The organism is Polynucleobacter sp. AP-Sving-400A-A2, from assembly GCF_018688155.1.
Taxonomy (GTDB): Bacteria; Pseudomonadota; Gammaproteobacteria; order Burkholderiales; family Burkholderiaceae; genus Polynucleobacter.
Genome location: NZ_CP061312.1, coordinates 182,220 through 200,070 on the forward strand (window position 1 = coordinate 182,220; position 17,851 = coordinate 200,070).

The following is a 17,851-nucleotide window of genomic DNA, read 5'->3' on the forward strand; positions in this document are numbered from 1 at the left end:
TATGAACACTCAGAAAACTAAACGAATCGTAGTGAAAGTAGGCTCAAGCCTAGTCACCAACAATGGTGAGGGCTTGGATCATGCTGCAATTGGTATGTGGGCTGAGCAAATGGCTGCCTTATTAGCTGATGGCCATGAGGTATTGATGGTCAGCTCTGGCGCGATTGCAGAAGGAATGCAACGTCTTGGTTGGGCTAAGCGCCCAACAGAAATTCATCAGCTGCAAGCTGCTGCTGCCGTTGGTCAGATGGGTTTAGTTCAGGTATACGAAAGCTGTTTTGCACGTTTTAATTTACGTAGCGCACAGGTCTTGTTAACTAATGCTGATTTAGCAGATGCTGAGCGTAACGCCAATGCCAAGGCAACTTTAGATACCTTATTGAAGTTGGGCGTTGTCCCCATCATTAATGAAAACGATACCGTAGTTACCGATGAAATTAAGTTTGGTGATAACGATAGCTTAGCTGCTTTAGTTACCAATCTAATTCATGCGGATTTATTGGTCATTCTGACTGATCAGGGTGGTCTATATACCGCTGACCCACGTGAAGATGCTACCGCGACTCTTTTAAGTGATGCTATTGCAGGTGACCCTGCTCTAGAGAAAATGGCTGGTGGCGCTGCAAGCGAGTTAAGTAAGGGCGGCATGCTGACTAAAGTATTGGCCGCGAAGGTAGCCGCTTTAACAGGCGCAGATACCGTCATTGCTTCTGGGCACGAGCCTCAGGTTCTCACTCGCTTGATTCGTGGCGAAAAAATCGGTACCTGCCTGACTGCTGCTAGTTAATCACGCCAAATGAATTGGTAGGCTTTGTCCCGCCGGTAAATCCATTGGGGTTCAGTGACTGAATAATATTTTTAATATTCTTCTCTTGGGAATTAAAGTTGCAGAATGCACCTTGAGCTAAAGCGGCTTGGTAGCGATTTGGCGTGTGATCCTGAATCCCTCGCCAGCTAGAGAGTGGATTTTCTTTCCAAACTCCACTTTCAAATGTGCCATAAAGGCGCCATTGGAAGGAGTCACAGCGAATACCTTCATATTGAACCTGGCTATTGCCATTGGGGCTCGTCAAAATAACGATATATCTAGTGATGCCATCGTTACCAATCAAAATTGAGTCAGTGTCCACGGCAAACTTAAAAATAGTTTGTTGTGATACATAAAAAGGCAGGATAGTTGCTTTATTCGGAGGATTCAGGGGCATCGCTGTTGCACCCTCCTTAAAAACCATTGGCGCAAATGGATCAACACCACTTTCTAATGGATCTCCCGCGCATCCCGCTATAGCTAAAGTGATAGCTAAGCCAAGTATTGAAAGTCGAAGATTGTAGATAGAGGGTTTCATCATGGCTTATCAGTAGGTTTTTCTTCTTTGAACTCATTTTCCTCTTCTCCGTACCAGGATTGAAGTAAATCGAGCGGAGATCCCCAGGCAAGTTGCTGCATACGAATGCCGCGGGATAAATAGCGCGCAAGCTCAGAAAGGGCTAATTGGTAGACTTCGCGCTTGAAATCGATGACGGAGTCGAGTTGAATCCAAAAAGGCACCCAGCGCCAAGCATCAAATTCAGGATGCTCTGTAGCACGTAGGTGAATATCGCTATCTAAGCCCACTAAACGCAGTAAAAACCAGATTTGCTTTTGGCCGCGATAGCTTGCGCGATGATTCTTTGAGGCTTGCTGGCGGCGTAAGAATTCCTCCGGGACGTCATAACGAAGCCAGTCCCTGGTTCGTCCAATAATTTGGACATGTTCTGGCAGCAAGCCAACTTCCTCATGCAATTCGCGGTACATGGCTTGCTCTGGGCTCTCTCCATGTTGAATCCCGCCCTGCGGGAACTGCCACGAATGCTGCCCAACGCGTTTTCCCCAGAAAACCTCGTTATGGCTGTTGAGGATGACTATGCCGACATTGGGTCGATACCCTTCACGGTCAAGCATGAGATCGCGCCTCAAATCCTTTAAAATCAATGATTTGATTATATCCATACATGAAAGCTTCACAATCATTTCTCGCCACGCTAAAAGAAGCCCCTTCAGACGCTGAGGTGGTATCGCACAAACTCATGGTGCGCGCCGGTTTAATACGTAAGCTCAGCGCAGGCATTTATAACTATCTACCCTTGGGTTTAAAGTCCATTCGCAAGGTTGAAAATATTATTCGCGAAGAAATGAATCGCGCTGGTGCCATTGAGTTACTCATGCCCATGATTCAACCTGCAGAGTTATGGCAAGAGACCGGTCGCTGGGAAAAGATGGGACCAGAATTGCTCCGCATCAAAGATCGCCATGATCGCGATTTTTTAATTCAGCCAACCTCTGAAGAGGTGGTAACAGATTTAGCGCGCAACGAAATTAAGAGTTACAAACAGCTCCCAGTGAATTTTTATCAAATTCAGACCAAGTTCCGAGATGAGCGCCGTCCACGTTTTGGAATTATGCGTGGACGTGAGTTCAGCATGAAAGATGCTTACTCCTTTGATCGTGATGCTGAGGGTCTGAAGAAGTCCTATCAAATCATGTTTGATGCTTACACTCGTATTTTTAAACGTATGGGTTTGAAGTTCCGTGCGGTTACTGCAGATAACGGCGCTATCGGTGGATCGGGCAGTCAAGAGTTTCATGTGATTGCCGACACTGGTGAAGACGCCATTGTGTATTGTCCGAATTCGGACTACGCCGCTAATCTTGAGGCTGCTGAATCAGTCTCATTGATTGAGGCGCGTGGTGCTGCAACTCAGACGATGACTAAGGTAGCCACACCAGATCAAACGGACTGTGCTGATGTAGCAAAGTTTTTAAACTTGCCGATTGAGAAAACAGTGAAGTCCTTACTTTTTGCCGCCGATCAAGAAGAAGGTCCAGCAAAATTATTTATGGTGCTAGTGCGCGGTGACCACGAGCTTAATGAAATCAAGGCGAGCAAGATTCCTGGCATGACGGAGTCACGCTTTGCCAGTGAATCTGAGATCAAGCAAGCATGTAATGCGCCAGCGGGTTATTTGGGTCCGGTTGGAGTTGCTGCTGATGTAACCGTAGTCACAGATCGTACCGTGGCTAATATGTCTGATTTTGTTTGCGGCGCTAATGATGCGGGGCATCATTTGACCGGTGTGAACTGGGGCCGTGATTTACCAGAGCCTTTGGTGATGGATTTGCGTAATGCTGTAGCGGGAGATCCTTCCCCTGATGGTAAAGGCGTGGTTGATATTTGCCGCGGCATTGAAGTGGGTCATGTATTCCAATTGGGTACGCGTTACTCTGAAGCGATGGGCTGCACTTACTTAGATCAGCAAGGTAAAGCACAGCCAATGGTGATGGGTTGTTATGGCATTGGTGTAACTCGCTTACTAGGCGCTGCAATTGAGCAGGGCAATGATGAGCGTGGAATCGTTTGGCCGATTTCGATGGCACCATTTGAAGTGGTGATCTGTCCAATGGGTTACGACAAGTCAGAGGCAGTGAAAGTTGCTGCCGATCAATTGCATGATGAATTAATTGCTGCTGGAGTAGATGTGGTACTCGATGACCGTGGCGAAAGACCAGGTGCGATGTTTGCTGATTGGGAACTCATTGGTGTTCCGTTCCGCGTTGTGATTGGTGATCGCGGTCTTGCAGATGCTCAAGTGGAATTTAAAGGTCGCACTGATGCTGAATCAGAAAATATCCCACTAGCAGACATTAAAGCAAAAGTGATTGCTGCAGTTGATGCAGCCAAGAAACTCGTTTCTTAGATTAAACAGTTTTTAACTATTATTTTTTAAAGAGTCCGCCAATACCTTTGGCGGCTCCTTTGGCTGCCATGGATGCCATGGTACGCGCCATCTTGCCGCCCTTGAATTGCTTCATCATGGTTTGCATTTGCTCAAACTGTGCCAGCAAGCGATTGACCTCTTGAACCTCGACACCTGCACCAGCTGCAATACGACGCTTGCGAGTCGCTTTTAGCAATTCAGGTTTTGCGCGCTCTTGAGGTGTCATGCTATCGATAATGCCGCGCATACGCCTGGTCTGTTTGTCAGCAGCGCTCATATTCGTTTTGGAAGCTGCTTGTGCCATATGACTTGGTAGCTTATCCATCAAGCTAGCCATGCCACCCATCTGTTGCATCTGTGCAAGTTGATCTCTGAAGTCACCTAGATCAAATCCACCTTTAGAAATCTTACTCGCCAGCTTTTCTGCTTTGGCAACATCCACGTTCTGTTGGGCTTGCTCAACTAGGGCAAGAATATCCCCCATGCCCAAAATACGGCTTGCCATTCTCTCGGCATCAAATGCTTCAAGGCCATCCATTTTTTCGGCAACACCAATGAATTTGAGTGGTACTCCAGTAACCTGACGCACTGAAAGTGCTGCACCACCGCGTGAATCACCATCTAGCTTGGTGAGGATCACGCCAGTAAGTGGAAGTGCCTCATGGAAAGCTTTGGCTGTGTTGACCGCATCTTGACCTAGCATGGCATCAACAACAAACAGTGTTTCAATCGGCTTGAGATTGGCATGCAAGGTTTTGATCTCTTGCATCAGCACTTCATCAATACCGAGACGACCAGCAGTGTCCACTAACAACACATCAAAATAATGGCGGCGTGCCCAATCTAGGGCGGCAGCAGCAATTTCACTCGGCTTTTGATTAATGTTGCTTGGGAAAAATTCAGCGCCAACTTGTTTACTGACTGTTTCTAGCTGTTCGATAGCTGCAGGACGATAGACGTCACAAGAGACGGTGAGTACTTTCTTTTTCTTCTTTTCTTGCAGAAATTTGGCTAACTTACCAACTGAGGTGGTTTTTCCTGCGCCTTGTAAGCCGGCCATGAGGATGACTGCTGGTGGTTGGGTTGCTAGATTCAGCTCACCGCTTTGGGTAGCGTCACCTCGCATGACCTGGGCCAGTTCGCGCTGAACAACGCCAACCAGCGCTTGTCCTGGGCTAAGGCTCCCAACCACTTCCTCGCCAAGGGCTTTAAATTTAATTTGCTCTAGTAAGGATTTAACTACGGGAAGCGCAACGTCCGCCTCCAGCAAGGCTAGGCGGATCTCCCGGAGCATTTCTGCAGTATTCTCTTCGGTCAGGCGGGCTTGTCCCCGCATTGTTTTAACAACACGAGATAGGCGATCGGTGAGATTCTCAAGCATTTATCGATTAGACTTTCTAAATGGACATTTTAGGTTACTTAGGATCGGGATGGCTTCCCCCAGCCCTCTATTTATTTTTATTGCTCATTTTGAGCTGGAGAGCGAAGTCGGGCAATGAATTTGCCATTTCTGGCTGGCTGACACAGGCTAGCATTTTCGTGATTTTGATATTGCATGGAATCGAATTGCATGATTCTGTCTTTACATCTCAAGGTTTTGTTTTTGGGTTTGCTCAGGACTTATCCTTGATTGCCTGGGTTGGATTGGCGTTCTATTGGTTTCAATCCTGGTTTTTGCCAATCGCTAGCTTACTTTGGATGTCAATATTATTCGCTTTATTTAGCTCCTTGCTTCCGATCTTTTTCCCAGGGGTATTAATTTCTCCAACTGCTGTTTCAGATCCCTGGTTCAAGGCTCATTTTATTGTGGCCACTATTTCAGTGGGTTTATTAAGCCTGGCAGCTATGCAGGCTATGTTGATGAGTGTTTATGATCGCGCCTTGCATCGTCAATTAGCGATTGTGCCCAATGGTCGTCTAGCCCATTGGTTAGAAGATTTGCCGCCACTAATGACCATGGAAGGCCTGCTATTTAATTTACTCTATGTTGGTTTTGCACTCTTAACTCTGACCGTCTTCTCCGGCCTATTATTTTCACAAGCTTTATTTGGCAAGCCATTTGTGTTTGACCATAAAACTATTTTTGCAATGATCTCCTGGATCTTGTTTGCTGGTTTGCTGATAGCCCGCTGGTGGGTTGGTTTACGTGGCTGGGCTGCAATTCGATGGGTCTTGAGTGCTTACGTTGTTTTATTGCTTGCTTATGTTGGTAGTCGCTTTGTGTTGGAAGTGGTTCTTCAGAAAGCATGACACTTTGATTAAATGGCTTCTATTGTTTGCTGGTGCAGGTGCTTTATACCTTTGGATAAAAGGCAAAAAACAAGTAAAGCTCAATACGGATGAGACTGCCAAGTTAAAGGCTGAGCGAAACAAAGTAGTTGAGCCGGAAGTGATTGTCCAATGCCACCATTGCTCTGTGCACCTTCCAAAATCTGAAGCAGTTATGCAAGATATGCGTTTCTATTGCTCTCAAGAGCATCTCGATAGCTTGGATGCCCAAGGTTGGCTTGGTTCGGCTGCTTGGCGTATCTCACCTAACCAAGATATGCGACCGGAGGGCCTTGTACCGGATTTAGCAGTGATTCATCACATCAGCCTCCCGCCCGGAGAATTCGTCGATCGCAATTCCACCCAATTTATCGTAGATTTTTTTCAAAACAAATTGGATTCTTCCTTGCACCCCTATTTTGAAGAAATTGCTGATCAAAAGGTATCTAGCCATTTTTTGATCTCTCGTCGTGGCGAGATCTTTCAGTTTGTATCCACTCAAAGCAAAGCCTGGCATGCCGGCGCCTCATCGTTTTTGGGGCGAGAAAAGTGCAATGATTTTTCGATTGGTATTGAGTTGGAGGGAGATGGCGATCATCCCTTTGAAGATACTCAGTACTCCGCCCTGGCCAAATTAAGCTCCCAAATACAATCCGTTTATCCCAATCTTCAATTTGTCGGGCACAGCGATATTGCCCCAGGAAGAAAAACTGATCCAGGCACTTGCTTTGATTGGAAAAAGTTTCAGGGTAAAAACAACATTCCTATCGAAAAATTACCCTTTGGTTTAGACCCGCGTTAGGACTCTAAATTAGTATGTGAGCACACGCTCACTTTCCCGCCCTTTAGCTAAAAGGGCTACAAAAACTGCACCAAAACGAACCCTAATTTATTGAAAATATAGGGAAAAATACTTATAAATATCCGTGAGAAATAACTTACTAATTTCTAAATATTTCCCTATACTTAGTGATAAATGCTCTTCAAGACACTAGATGTAGTGTTTAAGTACAGCAATACCTTATTGTTTTTAATGATTTTTTGTCCAAATAACTATATATAAGCAGGAAAAATATGACATACGCCAACCCTCAGGCAGCGGGACAGACTGCCGGCACAAATAATCCAGGAATAAGCTCCTCCGAATCGATGAATCAAGCCCCATCTGCTAGTTTTGTTGCTGGTGGCGTGGGTGGTGGCCAAGCTACCCAATTGTCCGATTACAAGATCATTCGCCGAAATGGCTCAGTGGTGGCGTTTGAGCCATCCAAAATCGCCATTGCGGTTACAAAAGCATTTTTAGCAGTTAATGGCGGTCAAGGCGCTGCTTCTGCACGTGTACGTGAGCAGGTTGAGCAGCTCACCCACGCAGTAGTTCGTGCTTTATTGCGTAGTCGCCCAAATGGCGGTACTTTCCATATCGAGGATATTCAAGATCAAGTGGAGTTGGCGTTGATGCGTAGTGGTGAGCACAACGTTGCTCGTGCATATGTTCTTTATCGTGAAAAGCGCAATCAAGAACGTGCTGCACAGCAGACCACTGCACAAGAAACTCAATCATCTATTCAAGCAACTGAACCTGGTCTAAAGGTGTCAGATAACGGTGTTGAGAAGTTATTGGATATGGCAGCCTTGCGCACCATTATTGAAGCTGCCTGTGAAGGCCTTGGCAATAGTATTGATGCAAGCCCAATCATTACTGAAACTATTAAAAATTTGTACGATGGCGTACCAATGGCTCAGGTGTATGACTCCGCAATTTTGGCATCACGTACGTTGATTGAAAAAGATCCCGCATACAGTCAAGTAACTGCTCGTATCTTGATGCACGTGATTCGTAAGGAAATCCTCGGTCGCGAAGTATTGCAAGGCGATATGCAAGCAGAGTACGGCAGCTATTTTGCCAAGTACATCAATGAAGGCATTACTGCTGAGCTCTTAGACCCACGTATGCGTGATTTTGATTTACCAAGATTGGCTGCTGCTTTGAATGCAAGTCGTGACTTGCAATTCAACTATCTCGGTTTGCAAACTTTGTATGACCGTTATTTCTTGCACATTGAAGACCGCCGTATTGAAATGCCGCAGGCATTCTTCATGCGCGTTGCCATGGGCTTATCTTTGAATGAGTTAGATCGTGAGCGTCGTGCAATCGAGTTCTATGAAATCCTTTCTACATTTGATTTCATGTCCAGCACCCCAACCTTGTTCAATTCAGCGACTACACGTCCTCAGTTATCCAGCTGCTACTTGACAACAGTGGATGATGACCTTGAGGGCATCTACGAAGCCTTGAAAGAGAATGCTCTCCTATCGAAGTTTGCTGGCGGTTTAGGTAATGACTGGACAAACGTACGCGCTTTGGGAAGTCATATCAAAGGTACTAACGGTAAGTCACAAGGTGTGGTGCCATTTTTAAAAGTGGTAAACGACACAGCGGTTGCAGTGAACCAAGGTGGCAAGCGTAAGGGTGCAGTTTGCGCCTATTTAGAGACATGGCACTTAGATATTGAAGAGTTCCTAGAGTTGCGTAAGAACACCGGTGATGATCGTCGCCGTACGCATGATATGAATACCTCAAACTGGATCCCTGACTTGTTCATGAAGCGCGTGATGGAAGGTGGTGATTGGACATTATTCTCGCCCTCAAATACACCTGATCTGCATGATAAATTCGGTAAGGCCTTTGAAGAAACTTATGTCGCTTACGAGAAAAAAGCAGATGCTGGTGAATTGAAGCCATTCCGTCGCATTCCTGCGCAGCAATTGTGGCGCAAGATGTTGGGTATGTTGTTTGAGACTGGTCACCCATGGATCACATTTAAAGATCCTTGCAATATTCGTAGCCCACAACAACATATTGGTGTAGTGCACTCTTCTAACTTGTGTACTGAGATCACTCTGAACACAAACGAGAGCGAGATTGCAGTTTGCAACTTAGGTTCTGTGAACTTGACAGCGCACATGACTACAGATGCATCTGGCAAGATGATTTTGGATCACGAGAAACTCCAAAAAACGATCCGTACTGCAATGCGGATGTTGGATAACGTGATTGATATCAACTATTACGCTGTTGCTAAAGCGCGTAACTCCAACTTGAAGCATCGTCCAGTCGGTATGGGCATCATGGGCTTCCAGGATTGTCTGCACATGCAACGGATTCCGTATGCTAGTGATGAGGCAGTGAAGTTTGCCGATTCTTCAATGGAAGCAGTTTGCTACTACGCCTATCAAGCATCCAATGAGTTGGCTGAAGAGCGTGGCGTTTACAGCACCTATAAAGGTTCACTATGGGATCGTGGCATTCTTCCACAAGACTCGGTAGCATTGTTGGCAGCAGAGCGTGGTGGGTACCTTGAAGTAGATAGCTCTTCCACTATGAATTGGGATGGCTTACGTGCCCGCATTAAGCAGCACGGTATGCGCAACTCAAACTGCGTTGCGATCGCACCGACCGCAACCATTTCCAATATCATTGGCGTATCAGCTTGTATCGAGCCGACATTCCAGAACTTGTTTGTGAAATCCAACCTCTCAGGTGAGTTCACTGTAGTAAACGAGTATTTGGTCCGTGATTTAAAAGATCGTGGTCTCTGGGATGAAGTGATGATTGCGGATTTGAAGTACTTCGACGGTACCTTGTCCAAAATTGATCGTGTTCCACAAGATTTACGTGATTTATATGCCACTGCATTCGAAGTGGAGCCAAGCTGGTTGGTTGAAGCTGCCTCACGACGTCAGAAGTGGATTGACCAGGCGCAGTCACTCAATATTTACATGGGTGGCGCATCTGGCAAGAAATTGGATGACACGTACAAATTGGCATGGTTACGTGGTTTAAAGACCACCTATTACCTCCGCACAATGGCTGCAACGCACGTGGAGAAGTCTACGGTTGCAAGTGGTCAGTTAAATGCGGTATCTAGTGGCGGTGGTGTGAATGGCACTGATGCAGCAGCAGCGCAAGAGTTAGATGGCCCTGCTTGCACAATGCGCCCCGGTGATGCTGGATTTGAAGAATGTGAAGCATGTCAGTAAGCCTTTTGCTAACTGATACAGAAAAATAAGAATTAGGAGAAAGTTATGTTGAATTGGGAAGAAGAAGTAGTACCCGTATTAGCACCAGTCATTCTGACACCACAGCCAGCAGTAGCTGAGGTACAACGTCCGCAGCCAGACCAGGTTGCCATGACTCCACCCACACAAGCTGTTTCTTCAGCCAGTGGCGCAGCTTTGCGTGTCAATGCTGCTGATAAGCGCGTGATTAATGCCAAGACTGATGTGAATCAGTTGGTTCCATTTAAATATAAGTGGGCTTGGGAGAAATATCTGGCTGGTTGCGCAAACCATTGGATGCCACAAGAGATCAATATGAACCGCGATATCGCGCTTTGGAAGGATCCTAATGGTTTAACTGAAGATGAGCGCCGCATTATTAAGCGTAATCTCGGTTTCTTCACAACAGCGGACTCTTTAGCGGCAAACAATATTGTTTTGGGTACTTATCGCCACATTACTGCTCCAGAATGCCGTCAATATCTGTTGCGTCAAGCTTTTGAGGAAGCAATTCATACTCACGCCTATCAATATATTGTGGAATCTTTGGGTTTAGATCAGAGCGAAATCTTTAATGCGTATAACGAAATCGAGTCAATTCGCGCCAAAGATCAGTTCTTAATTCCGTTTATTGACGTGCTGACTGATCCTAATTTCAAAACTGGGACATTAGAAACTGATCAAATGTTGCTCAAATCATTGATCGTTTTTGCCTGCGTAATGGAAGGATTATTCTTTTATGTTGGTTTTACGCAAATACTTGCAATGGGTCGTCAAAACAAAATGACGGGTGCTGCTGAGCAGTATCAATACATCCTTCGCGATGAGTCTATGCACTGTAATTTTGGTATTGATTTAATTAACCAAATCAAGCTGGAGAACCCGCAGTTATGGACTTCTGCGTTCAAAGACGAGATCAAATCTATCTTCGAAAAAGCAGTGGAATTAGAGTACCGTTATGCAGAGGATACGATGCCTCGTGGAGTACTCGGATTGAACGCGCCGATGTTCAAAGGTTACCTAAGATACATCTGTAATCGTAGATGTTTACAAATAGGACTTGACGCGATGTTCCCAAATGAAGAGAATCCATTCCCATGGATGTCAGAAATGATTGATCTGAAAAAAGAGAGAAACTTTTTTGAGACACGCGTTATTGAGTATCAAACTGGTGGTGCGCTAAGTTGGGAATAAGTAGTTAATTAAAAAGCGCATTGCCGGCTAAATAGGAGATTAGACGGTTGGATAGTTTTAAAAGTCAGCAAAACCAGACTCAAATCCGAAAACCCTTGTCCAAGGGTGCCTGGTCTACTCTCTCTATTTTTTCCAGCATATTGAAGAAGCCGTTACCTTTTGGGGTCACGGCTTTTTTTCCAAGATTCATTAGCGTGCAGCACTTAGCATCAAGCCGCGCGCCGATGAATGGCTCGCTCGTCGGCTCCAAGCGGTTGCAAAACCAGGCGGAAATGAATGGTCGGGTCTTCTTAATCGGTAGTTTGGACTAATCCTCACGTGAAGGAGCATTACTATGGCAATCGCCAAGAAGAAAGTTGCTGCAAAGAAACCAGCTGCAAAGAAAAAAGTAGCTGCTAAGAAGCCTGCTGCTAAAAAAGCTGCTGCTAAGAAGCCTGCTGCTAAGAAGAAGCCTGCCGCTAAAAAGCGTCCTGCTGCTAAAAAAGCTGCTGCTAAGAAGCCTGCTGCTAAGAAGAAGCCTGCCGCTAAAAAGCGTCCTGCTGCTAAAAAAGCTGCTGCTAAGAAGCCTGCCGCCAAAAAGCGTCCTGCTGCTAAGAAGCGCGTAGCTGCAAAAAAAAAGTAAGTAAGCCTGCTGCGAAGAAAGCGGGCAAAGCTGTAAAAAAGCCCGTGGCTAAAAAAGCTGCTACTTCAACAACGTTGAATCCTGCCGCTGCTTGGCCCTTCCCAACTGGCACACGTCCATAAGCTCTGCTTGTAGGCGGGTGAAGTTCAAAGGGATCTCTCACGAGATCCCTTTTTTATTGTTACTTCAGGTAATTATTGGCTTTAGAGGGCAAATCCAAATGCGGATTTGAACTGAGCAGCGATATCATCTTTGCTTATTTGGTGATTTTGTGGTCCCTGGTGGGTGATTTTGATCGAGCCCATCAAGCTGGCTAATCGGCCGGTAATTTCCCAATCCATGCCGTTTTCTAATCCAAATAGCAAGCCACCCCGAAATGCATCACCACAACCAGTTGGATCAACTACTTTCGCTGCTGGCACCGGCGGAATCGCAATACATTTACCCTCAAAGTAAATATCTGCACCTTCAGCACCCTTGGTGACAATCAAAGCTTTTACTCTTTCAGCTACTTTTGCCAGGCTTAGGCCGGTTCTTTGCGAGAGCATTTCACCTTCATAGTCATTTACGGCGAGATAGCTTGCAATATCTACTAGCTCAAGGAGTTCTGGACCATTAAACATCGGTAAACCTTGGCCCGGATCAAATACAAAGGGAATGCCTGCTTCAGCTAACTGATGACAGTGTTCCCACATGCCTTGGCGACCATCTGGAGCAACGATTCCAAATTTGGCAGCACCTTTGGCATTCTTGCTGCGCTCCGCAATCACTGCGGAAACTTGGTTGAGATGAGATTCTCCCATTGCACCCGGATGAAAAGCGGTAATTTGATTATTGGCTTGATCGGTGGTGATCATCGCTTGAGCAGTAAATGCCTGTTCAATCTGACGAATGTGCGTCGCATCAATCTTTAGTTTTTTTAAGCGATCAAGATAGGGCGTTGCATCACCGCCTACGGTTGCCATGATGATGGGATCGCCGCCAAGAAGACTCAGGTTGTAAGCAATATTGCCTGCGCATCCACCGAATTCACGACGCATTGTAGGAACTAGGAAGGCAACATTCAAAATATGAATCTGCTCTGGCAGGATTTGATCGGCAAATTTGCCTTCAAAGTTCATGATAGTGTCGTAAGCGATGGAACCACAGATCAAGCTAGCCATAAATAATTACTTTCTAATAAAAATCAATTGAAGTGAGTATGAAATAGGGTTTGCAGCCTATTTTTCAGGGTAAAAAATTCTGACACGATATCCAGCAGCATTTTGCGGAAGTGAAATCAGCAATGCAGACGAAAAGATTTCACCGGCAGGGGCGCCTTGACGTAAAAAATCTGAATGTGACTCTTGCCAAGCAGTCGGTAACCATTCTTGCGGAGTGAGTTGAATCTTTTTGATTTCAGATTCCTCGGCATCGGTGAGAGAAATTTCTAAATTCGGGAATAAAACAGGTAGTGCAAGACGATTTTGTATTCCAACTTGCAGCATAGATTGATTGGAAGCGTTTTTAAGGCCTTCTCGCGCGCTTTCAGGTGAAAGGGTGACCGAAGTTATTTTCCATGCGGCAAAATCGCTTACAGAGCGATTTACACACCCCAGCGCGCGACACAATTGTTCATCCAACTTCTGTAAAAGAGAAAAACTCATTGTTGCAATCGCAGAAGAGCTACCATCAACACGCGTTGCTAATGCTGGTAGTAAAGAATTTCTAGAAAGGTGCTCACCAACAATGATGAGCAAAAGGAAAAAAAGGCTGAGAAGGATTAACTTAGGACTTTTTTTTTGAGTCAGAGCTGAAGTAACTCTATTTTTGTCAGCTGAACTCGCTTTAAGGCCCTGCTCCGGAAGTGTGCCGTGCAAACAGACCCAGCCTTCACTCTCTTTCCAGATGGATAGGGTTAACCATTGACTGTAAGTTGCAATGACTTCCTCTGCTTGACGAGCAAGAACGCCTGAGAGAACAATTTTTCCACCTAGGCGCATCTTGTTTATTAAGGCAGGCGCTAAAACTTGCAGTGGGTTAGCCAAAATATTGGCCATCACGATGTCGTATTTAGTTTCTGATGCGAGTTCTGGTGAATCTTCATTGGGTAGAACAAAACGAATGAAAGTTTTGTTGATTTCTGCATTGCTGCGTGCGGCAACCATCGCTTGCGGATCAATATCAGTACCAACTACTGGTGTGCATCCCAATTTCGCAGCAGCAATGGCCAAAATTCCAGACCCACATCCGTAATCGAGCAAGCTTTGATTCGTAAGCAGAGTGTTTTGTTCAAGCCATAGTAGGCAAAGGTGCGTAGTGGGGTGACTGCCCGTTCCAAATGCCAAGCCTGGGTCTACTGCCAAACAAATTGCGTTGGGATCGGTAGGCGCTTCATGCCAAGAAGGCACCACCCAAATACGCTCACCAATCTGAATCGGAGCAAATTGACTCTGGGTTAAGCGAACCCAATCTTGCTCTTCAACAATCTTTTCTTGGGGGGTTGGGAGATTGAATCCTGCTTCCTGAAGGGATGCGAGAAGCTCAGGGATAAAGCTTGCTGCATCAGAATCATCCATCTCTGGATTGAAAAGTGCAGTTACAGAAGATCGATCCCAAGCCTGAACTTCTGGTGAGAGTCCTGGCTCGCCATAGAGTGGATTTTCATCGTAACCACCTGCGGCATCATCTTCAACAGTAACTGAGAGTGCGCCTACTTCAAGTAAAGCATCACCTAAAGGTTCTGCAATCTCAGCCGGGACTGTGAAAATAAGTTCACGATAGGACATGCTCACTCCAAATGGACATTAACTGACCTGCAACTTAGGGCTTACCGCGACTAGCGGCTTGCTCTTCGAGGCGATGCTCCAAATAGTGAATGCTGGTGCCGCCTTCGATGAAGTTCGGATCAAGCATGAGTTCACGATGCAGTGGCACATTAGTTGTGATGCCATCGATCACCATTTCGGAAAGTGCAATCTGCATGCGACGTATCGCTTGCTCGCGAGTGTTACCGTAAGCAATCAGCTTGCCAATCATGGAGTCGTAATTGGACGGCACTACATAACCACTATAGGCATGTGAATCGACACGAATGCCGGGACCACCTGGCATATGGAACGAACCAATTTTCCCTGGGCTTGGTGTGAATTTGAATGGGTCCTCGGCATTCAGACGGCATTCGATGGCATGGCCACGGAAAACAATGTCTTTTTGGCGATAGCTGAGTTTTAAGCCAGCAGCGATGCGAATTTGTTCTTGAACAATATCAACGCCTGTAATCATTTCAGTGACTGGATGCTCTACTTGAACGCGGGTATTCATCTCAATGAAGAAGAATTCACCATCTTCATACAAGAACTCGAAAGTACCGGCACCACGGTAAGCAATTTTTCTACAGGCTTCAGCGCAGCGCTCTCCAATTTTAGCGATGGCACGGCGATCAATACCGGGTGCTGGGGCTTCTTCAATCACTTTTTGGTGGCGACGTTGCATGGAGCAATCGCGTTCACCTAACCAAATGGCATTGCCATGGGTATCGGCCAAAATCTGGATCTCTACGTGGCGAGGCTTTTCTAAAAACTTCTCCATATAGACTTCAGGATTACCAAAAGCACGACCCGCTTCTTCTTTGGTCATGTTGACTGCATTAAGAAGAGCGGCTTCGGTATGCACAACACGCATGCCACGACCACCGCCACCACCGGCAGCCTTAATAATGACTGGATAGCCAACGCGTTTTGCAGTGGCAATAATTTCTTTTGGATCGCTTGGCAAGGCACCTTCCGATCCAGGAACGCAAGGAACGCCTGCTTTGATCATGGCGCGCTTCGCTGATACCTTATCGCCCATCAAGCGAATTGAAGCTGCCGTAGGCCCAATGAATGAAAAGCCAGACTTCTCAACACGTTCAGCAAAGTCAGCGTTCTCAGAGAGAAAACCGTAGCCAGGGTGAATCGCTTCGGCATCTGTCACTTCCGCCGCTGAAATGATGGCGGGCATATTGAGATAGCTCAGAGGCGATGGCGCAGGTCCAATGCAGACTGCTTCATCTGCAAGCTTCACATATTTAGCTTCTTTATCTGCAGTCGAGTAGACCACCACAGTTTTAATTCCCAACTCGCGACATGCGCGTTGGATGCGGAGAGCAATTTCTCCGCGATTGGCAATCAGAATCTTATCGAACATGTCGGCTCTGAGTTAAGTAACGGTGGATTGGAATAGATCTCATAGGAGATCTATTAAGCGATGATGAACAGCGGTTGATCAAATTCAACGCCTTGACCGTTTTCACACAGAATTTGTTTAATAACACCTGCTTGCTCAGACTCAATTTCATTGAGAAGTTTCATCGCTTCAATAATGCACAGCGTTTGACCCACTTTGACGGTGTCGCCGACTTTGACGAAATCCGGAGACTCAGGGTTTGGGGCGCGATAGAAGGTGCCAACCATGGGTGAGCGAGCAACAAAACCAGTTTCAGCGGGCGCCTCATCAGCAGCTAATGCTGCAGCTGGCGCAACCGCAGCTTGAATAGCTTGAGCAGGCGCTGGATTGGCGTATACCACTTGACCTGCAGGAGCTGGAGAGCCGGCATTTACAATGCGAACACGATCTTCACCTTCATTGACTTCTAACTCAGAAATTCCTGATTCAGAAACAAGGTCGATTAGGGTTTTTAGTTTTCTTAGGTCCATGGAAAGGCTTCCTCTCGGGTAATTCTGAATAAATCTTTATTTTTGTAAACGGGCTACAGCGGCTTGTAGTGCTAATTCGTAACCTATGGCGCCCAAACCGCAGATAACGCCGGTAGCAATATCGGACAGGTAGGAGTGTTTACGGAACTCCTCACGTTGGTGAATGTTAGATAAATGGATTTCTATAAACGGTATAGCTACCCCAGCCAGCGCATCACGCAAGGCAACGCTGGTATGGGTAAAAGCACCTGGATTGATGATGATGAAATCCACCCCATCTTGTTTAGCCTTTTGAACTCGGTCAATTAGCTCGCCTTCATGGTTGCTTTGGAAGGTGGATAAATCAACTGAGTGGGACTTTGCAATTGCACCTAGCTTGGTATGAATATCTTCCATGGTAGTTTTGCCGTAAACCTCTGGCTCACGGGTTCCCAACAGATTGAGGTTGGGGCCTTGGATAACGAGAATTGAAGTGTTTTTCGACATAGATCGATATTTTTAGAGGCAGTTAGGTTTTATTACTGAGATAAAGCTATTCTCTGAAAACTGCTTATTTAATGATGAATCTTATTCATCTTGCACTCAAAGTATACCCCCGGAGTACTGTCCCAAGCCCAAAATTGACGCAATAAACTCGCTATTTTTTATGCTTTGAAGCATAAATATGGCAATATTCAGCTCAAAAACTGCTCATCTTGACCACAATAGTGATTGCAAAAATCGTTTAAAAAGTCTTATAAGGCCAATTTAATTGCGCTTCTGAGCTCTTCTTCGCTTATCTTTCCTAATTTACTGCTAGTAGACTTGCCTTGAGCATTAACAATAACGGTATAGGGTAGCGCCCCTTGGGCATTCCCCATCTGCTTCGAGATATTACTGCCCTCAAGTCCGCCAATTACAATCGGGTAAGAAACTGGGGTCATTTCTAGAAATTGACGAATATTAGAGGGTGAATCGATGCCTATGCCGATAAATAAGACATTTTGGCTCTTAAACTCTGCTTGTAATTTGTCCAATGTAGGCATTTCTTCAACGCAGGGAGGGCACCAGGATGCCCAAAAGTTCACTATGAGGACTTTTCCGCGCCATTCTTTGGTGTCGACCGATTTTCCATCGGGTGTTTGCCATGAGTTGGCAAAAAAGGCTTTAATTGCGGGGTCGTCTGCTAGCTCTGTTCTGAAGATCCATTGCGAAGTCGCCACTCCCGCAGCAAGGGCTACGAGGTTAAATCCAATGATGCTCATCCACTGTCTTCGGTTCATTGCTACTCCTTAGC

General features: G+C 45.9%; 14 protein-coding genes and 3 pseudogenes. 7 read left to right on the forward strand and 10 right to left on the reverse strand.

Annotation, left to right across the window (positions count from 1 at the left end; translation table 11 throughout):
* Position 1 precedes the first annotated feature (1 nt).
* Positions 2 to 778 (forward strand): annotated as a pseudogene (gene proB, locus C2758_RS01010) (glutamate 5-kinase); the annotation flags it as partial.
* Between the two features lies 1 nt (position 779).
* Here proB and C2758_RS01015 read toward each other — a convergent pair.
* Together C2758_RS01015 and C2758_RS01020 are read right to left on the reverse strand one after the other, a co-directional pair.
* Positions 780 to 1,349, reverse strand: a complete 570-nt coding sequence (locus C2758_RS01015) for a CNP1-like family protein (RefSeq protein ID WP_251369218.1) — start codon at positions 1,347 to 1,349, stop codon at positions 780 to 782.
* Positions 1,346 to 1,942: an RNA pyrophosphohydrolase gene (locus C2758_RS01020; protein ID WP_215328611.1), complete on the reverse strand. Its 597-nt coding sequence runs from the start codon at positions 1,940 to 1,942 to the stop codon at positions 1,346 to 1,348. Before C2758_RS01020 ends, C2758_RS01015 begins: the two co-directional genes overlap by 4 nt.
* 50 nt (positions 1,943 to 1,992) lie before the next feature.
* Between C2758_RS01020 and C2758_RS01025 the strand changes: the two genes are divergently transcribed.
* Entirely contained in the window at positions 1,993 to 3,735 is a 1,743-nt protein-coding gene (locus C2758_RS01025; RefSeq protein WP_215328613.1) for a proline--tRNA ligase, read from the forward strand.
* Between the two features lie 19 nt (positions 3,736 to 3,754).
* Here C2758_RS01025 and ffh read toward each other — a convergent pair whose 3' ends face one another.
* Entirely contained in the window at positions 3,755 to 5,137 is a 1,383-nt protein-coding gene (ffh, locus tag C2758_RS01030; RefSeq protein ID WP_215328615.1) for a signal recognition particle protein, read from the reverse strand.
* A gap of 20 nt (positions 5,138 to 5,157) precedes the next feature.
* Here ffh and C2758_RS01035 point away from each other — a divergent pair, with 20 nt between their 5' ends.
* The 5 genes and pseudogenes from C2758_RS01035 to C2758_RS01055 all read left to right on the forward strand — a co-directional run.
* Positions 5,158 to 6,006: an inner membrane protein YpjD gene (locus C2758_RS01035; RefSeq protein ID WP_215328636.1), complete on the forward strand. Its 849-nt coding sequence runs from the start codon at positions 5,158 to 5,160 to the stop codon at positions 6,004 to 6,006.
* Positions 5,960 to 6,826, forward strand: coding sequence for a 1,6-anhydro-N-acetylmuramyl-L-alanine amidase AmpD (gene ampD / locus C2758_RS01040; protein WP_256441909.1), 867 nt, complete (start codon positions 5,960 to 5,962; stop codon positions 6,824 to 6,826). The genes C2758_RS01035 and ampD overlap by 47 nt, the downstream gene beginning before the upstream one ends.
* 272 nt (positions 6,827 to 7,098) lie before the next feature.
* The gene (locus tag C2758_RS01045) at positions 7,099 to 10,065 is read left to right on the forward strand and encodes a ribonucleoside-diphosphate reductase subunit alpha (protein ID WP_215328639.1); all 2,967 of its coding nucleotides are present in this window, start codon (positions 7,099 to 7,101) and stop codon (positions 10,063 to 10,065) included.
* A 45-nt stretch (positions 10,066 to 10,110) separates the two neighbouring features.
* Positions 10,111 to 11,277 carry a ribonucleotide-diphosphate reductase subunit beta gene (locus C2758_RS01050; protein ID WP_215328646.1) on the forward strand — a complete coding sequence of 389 codons (1,167 nt, stop codon included), beginning with the start codon at positions 10,111 to 10,113 and terminating at the stop codon, positions 11,275 to 11,277.
* A 340-nt stretch (positions 11,278 to 11,617) separates the two neighbouring features.
* Positions 11,618 to 12,021 (forward strand): annotated as a pseudogene (locus C2758_RS01055) (histone); the annotation flags it as partial.
* An 81-nt stretch (positions 12,022 to 12,102) separates the two neighbouring features.
* On the opposite strand, the gene C2758_RS01060 reads toward C2758_RS01055, so the two are convergent.
* The 7 genes and pseudogenes from C2758_RS01060 to C2758_RS01085 form a co-directional block, all read right to left on the reverse strand.
* Positions 12,103 to 13,062 (reverse strand): carbohydrate kinase family protein, encoded by a 960-nt coding sequence (locus tag C2758_RS01060; protein WP_215328655.1) that lies wholly within the window; start codon positions 13,060 to 13,062, stop codon positions 12,103 to 12,105.
* A gap of 57 nt (positions 13,063 to 13,119) precedes the next feature.
* Positions 13,120 to 13,545, reverse strand: coding sequence for a DUF3426 domain-containing protein (locus tag C2758_RS10680; protein WP_251369273.1), 426 nt, complete (start codon positions 13,543 to 13,545; stop codon positions 13,120 to 13,122).
* A 192-nt stretch (positions 13,546 to 13,737) separates the two neighbouring features.
* Positions 13,738 to 14,667, reverse strand: a pseudogene (prmA, locus tag C2758_RS10685) (50S ribosomal protein L11 methyltransferase); the annotation flags it as partial.
* A 34-nt stretch (positions 14,668 to 14,701) separates the two neighbouring features.
* Complete coding sequence (gene accC / locus C2758_RS01070) at positions 14,702 to 16,066, reverse strand: acetyl-CoA carboxylase biotin carboxylase subunit (protein WP_215328667.1); 1,365 nt, start codon at positions 16,064 to 16,066, stop codon at positions 14,702 to 14,704.
* A gap of 53 nt (positions 16,067 to 16,119) precedes the next feature.
* Positions 16,120 to 16,575, reverse strand: coding sequence for an acetyl-CoA carboxylase biotin carboxyl carrier protein (gene accB / locus C2758_RS01075; protein WP_215328669.1), 456 nt, complete (start codon positions 16,573 to 16,575; stop codon positions 16,120 to 16,122).
* A 36-nt stretch (positions 16,576 to 16,611) separates the two neighbouring features.
* Complete coding sequence (gene aroQ / locus C2758_RS01080) at positions 16,612 to 17,061, reverse strand: type II 3-dehydroquinate dehydratase (protein WP_215328671.1); 450 nt, start codon at positions 17,059 to 17,061, stop codon at positions 16,612 to 16,614.
* Between the two features lie 248 nt (positions 17,062 to 17,309).
* Positions 17,310 to 17,837, reverse strand: a complete 528-nt coding sequence (locus tag C2758_RS01085; RefSeq protein ID WP_215328673.1) for a TlpA disulfide reductase family protein — start codon at positions 17,835 to 17,837, stop codon at positions 17,310 to 17,312.
* Positions 17,838 to 17,851: the final 14 nt, after the last annotated feature.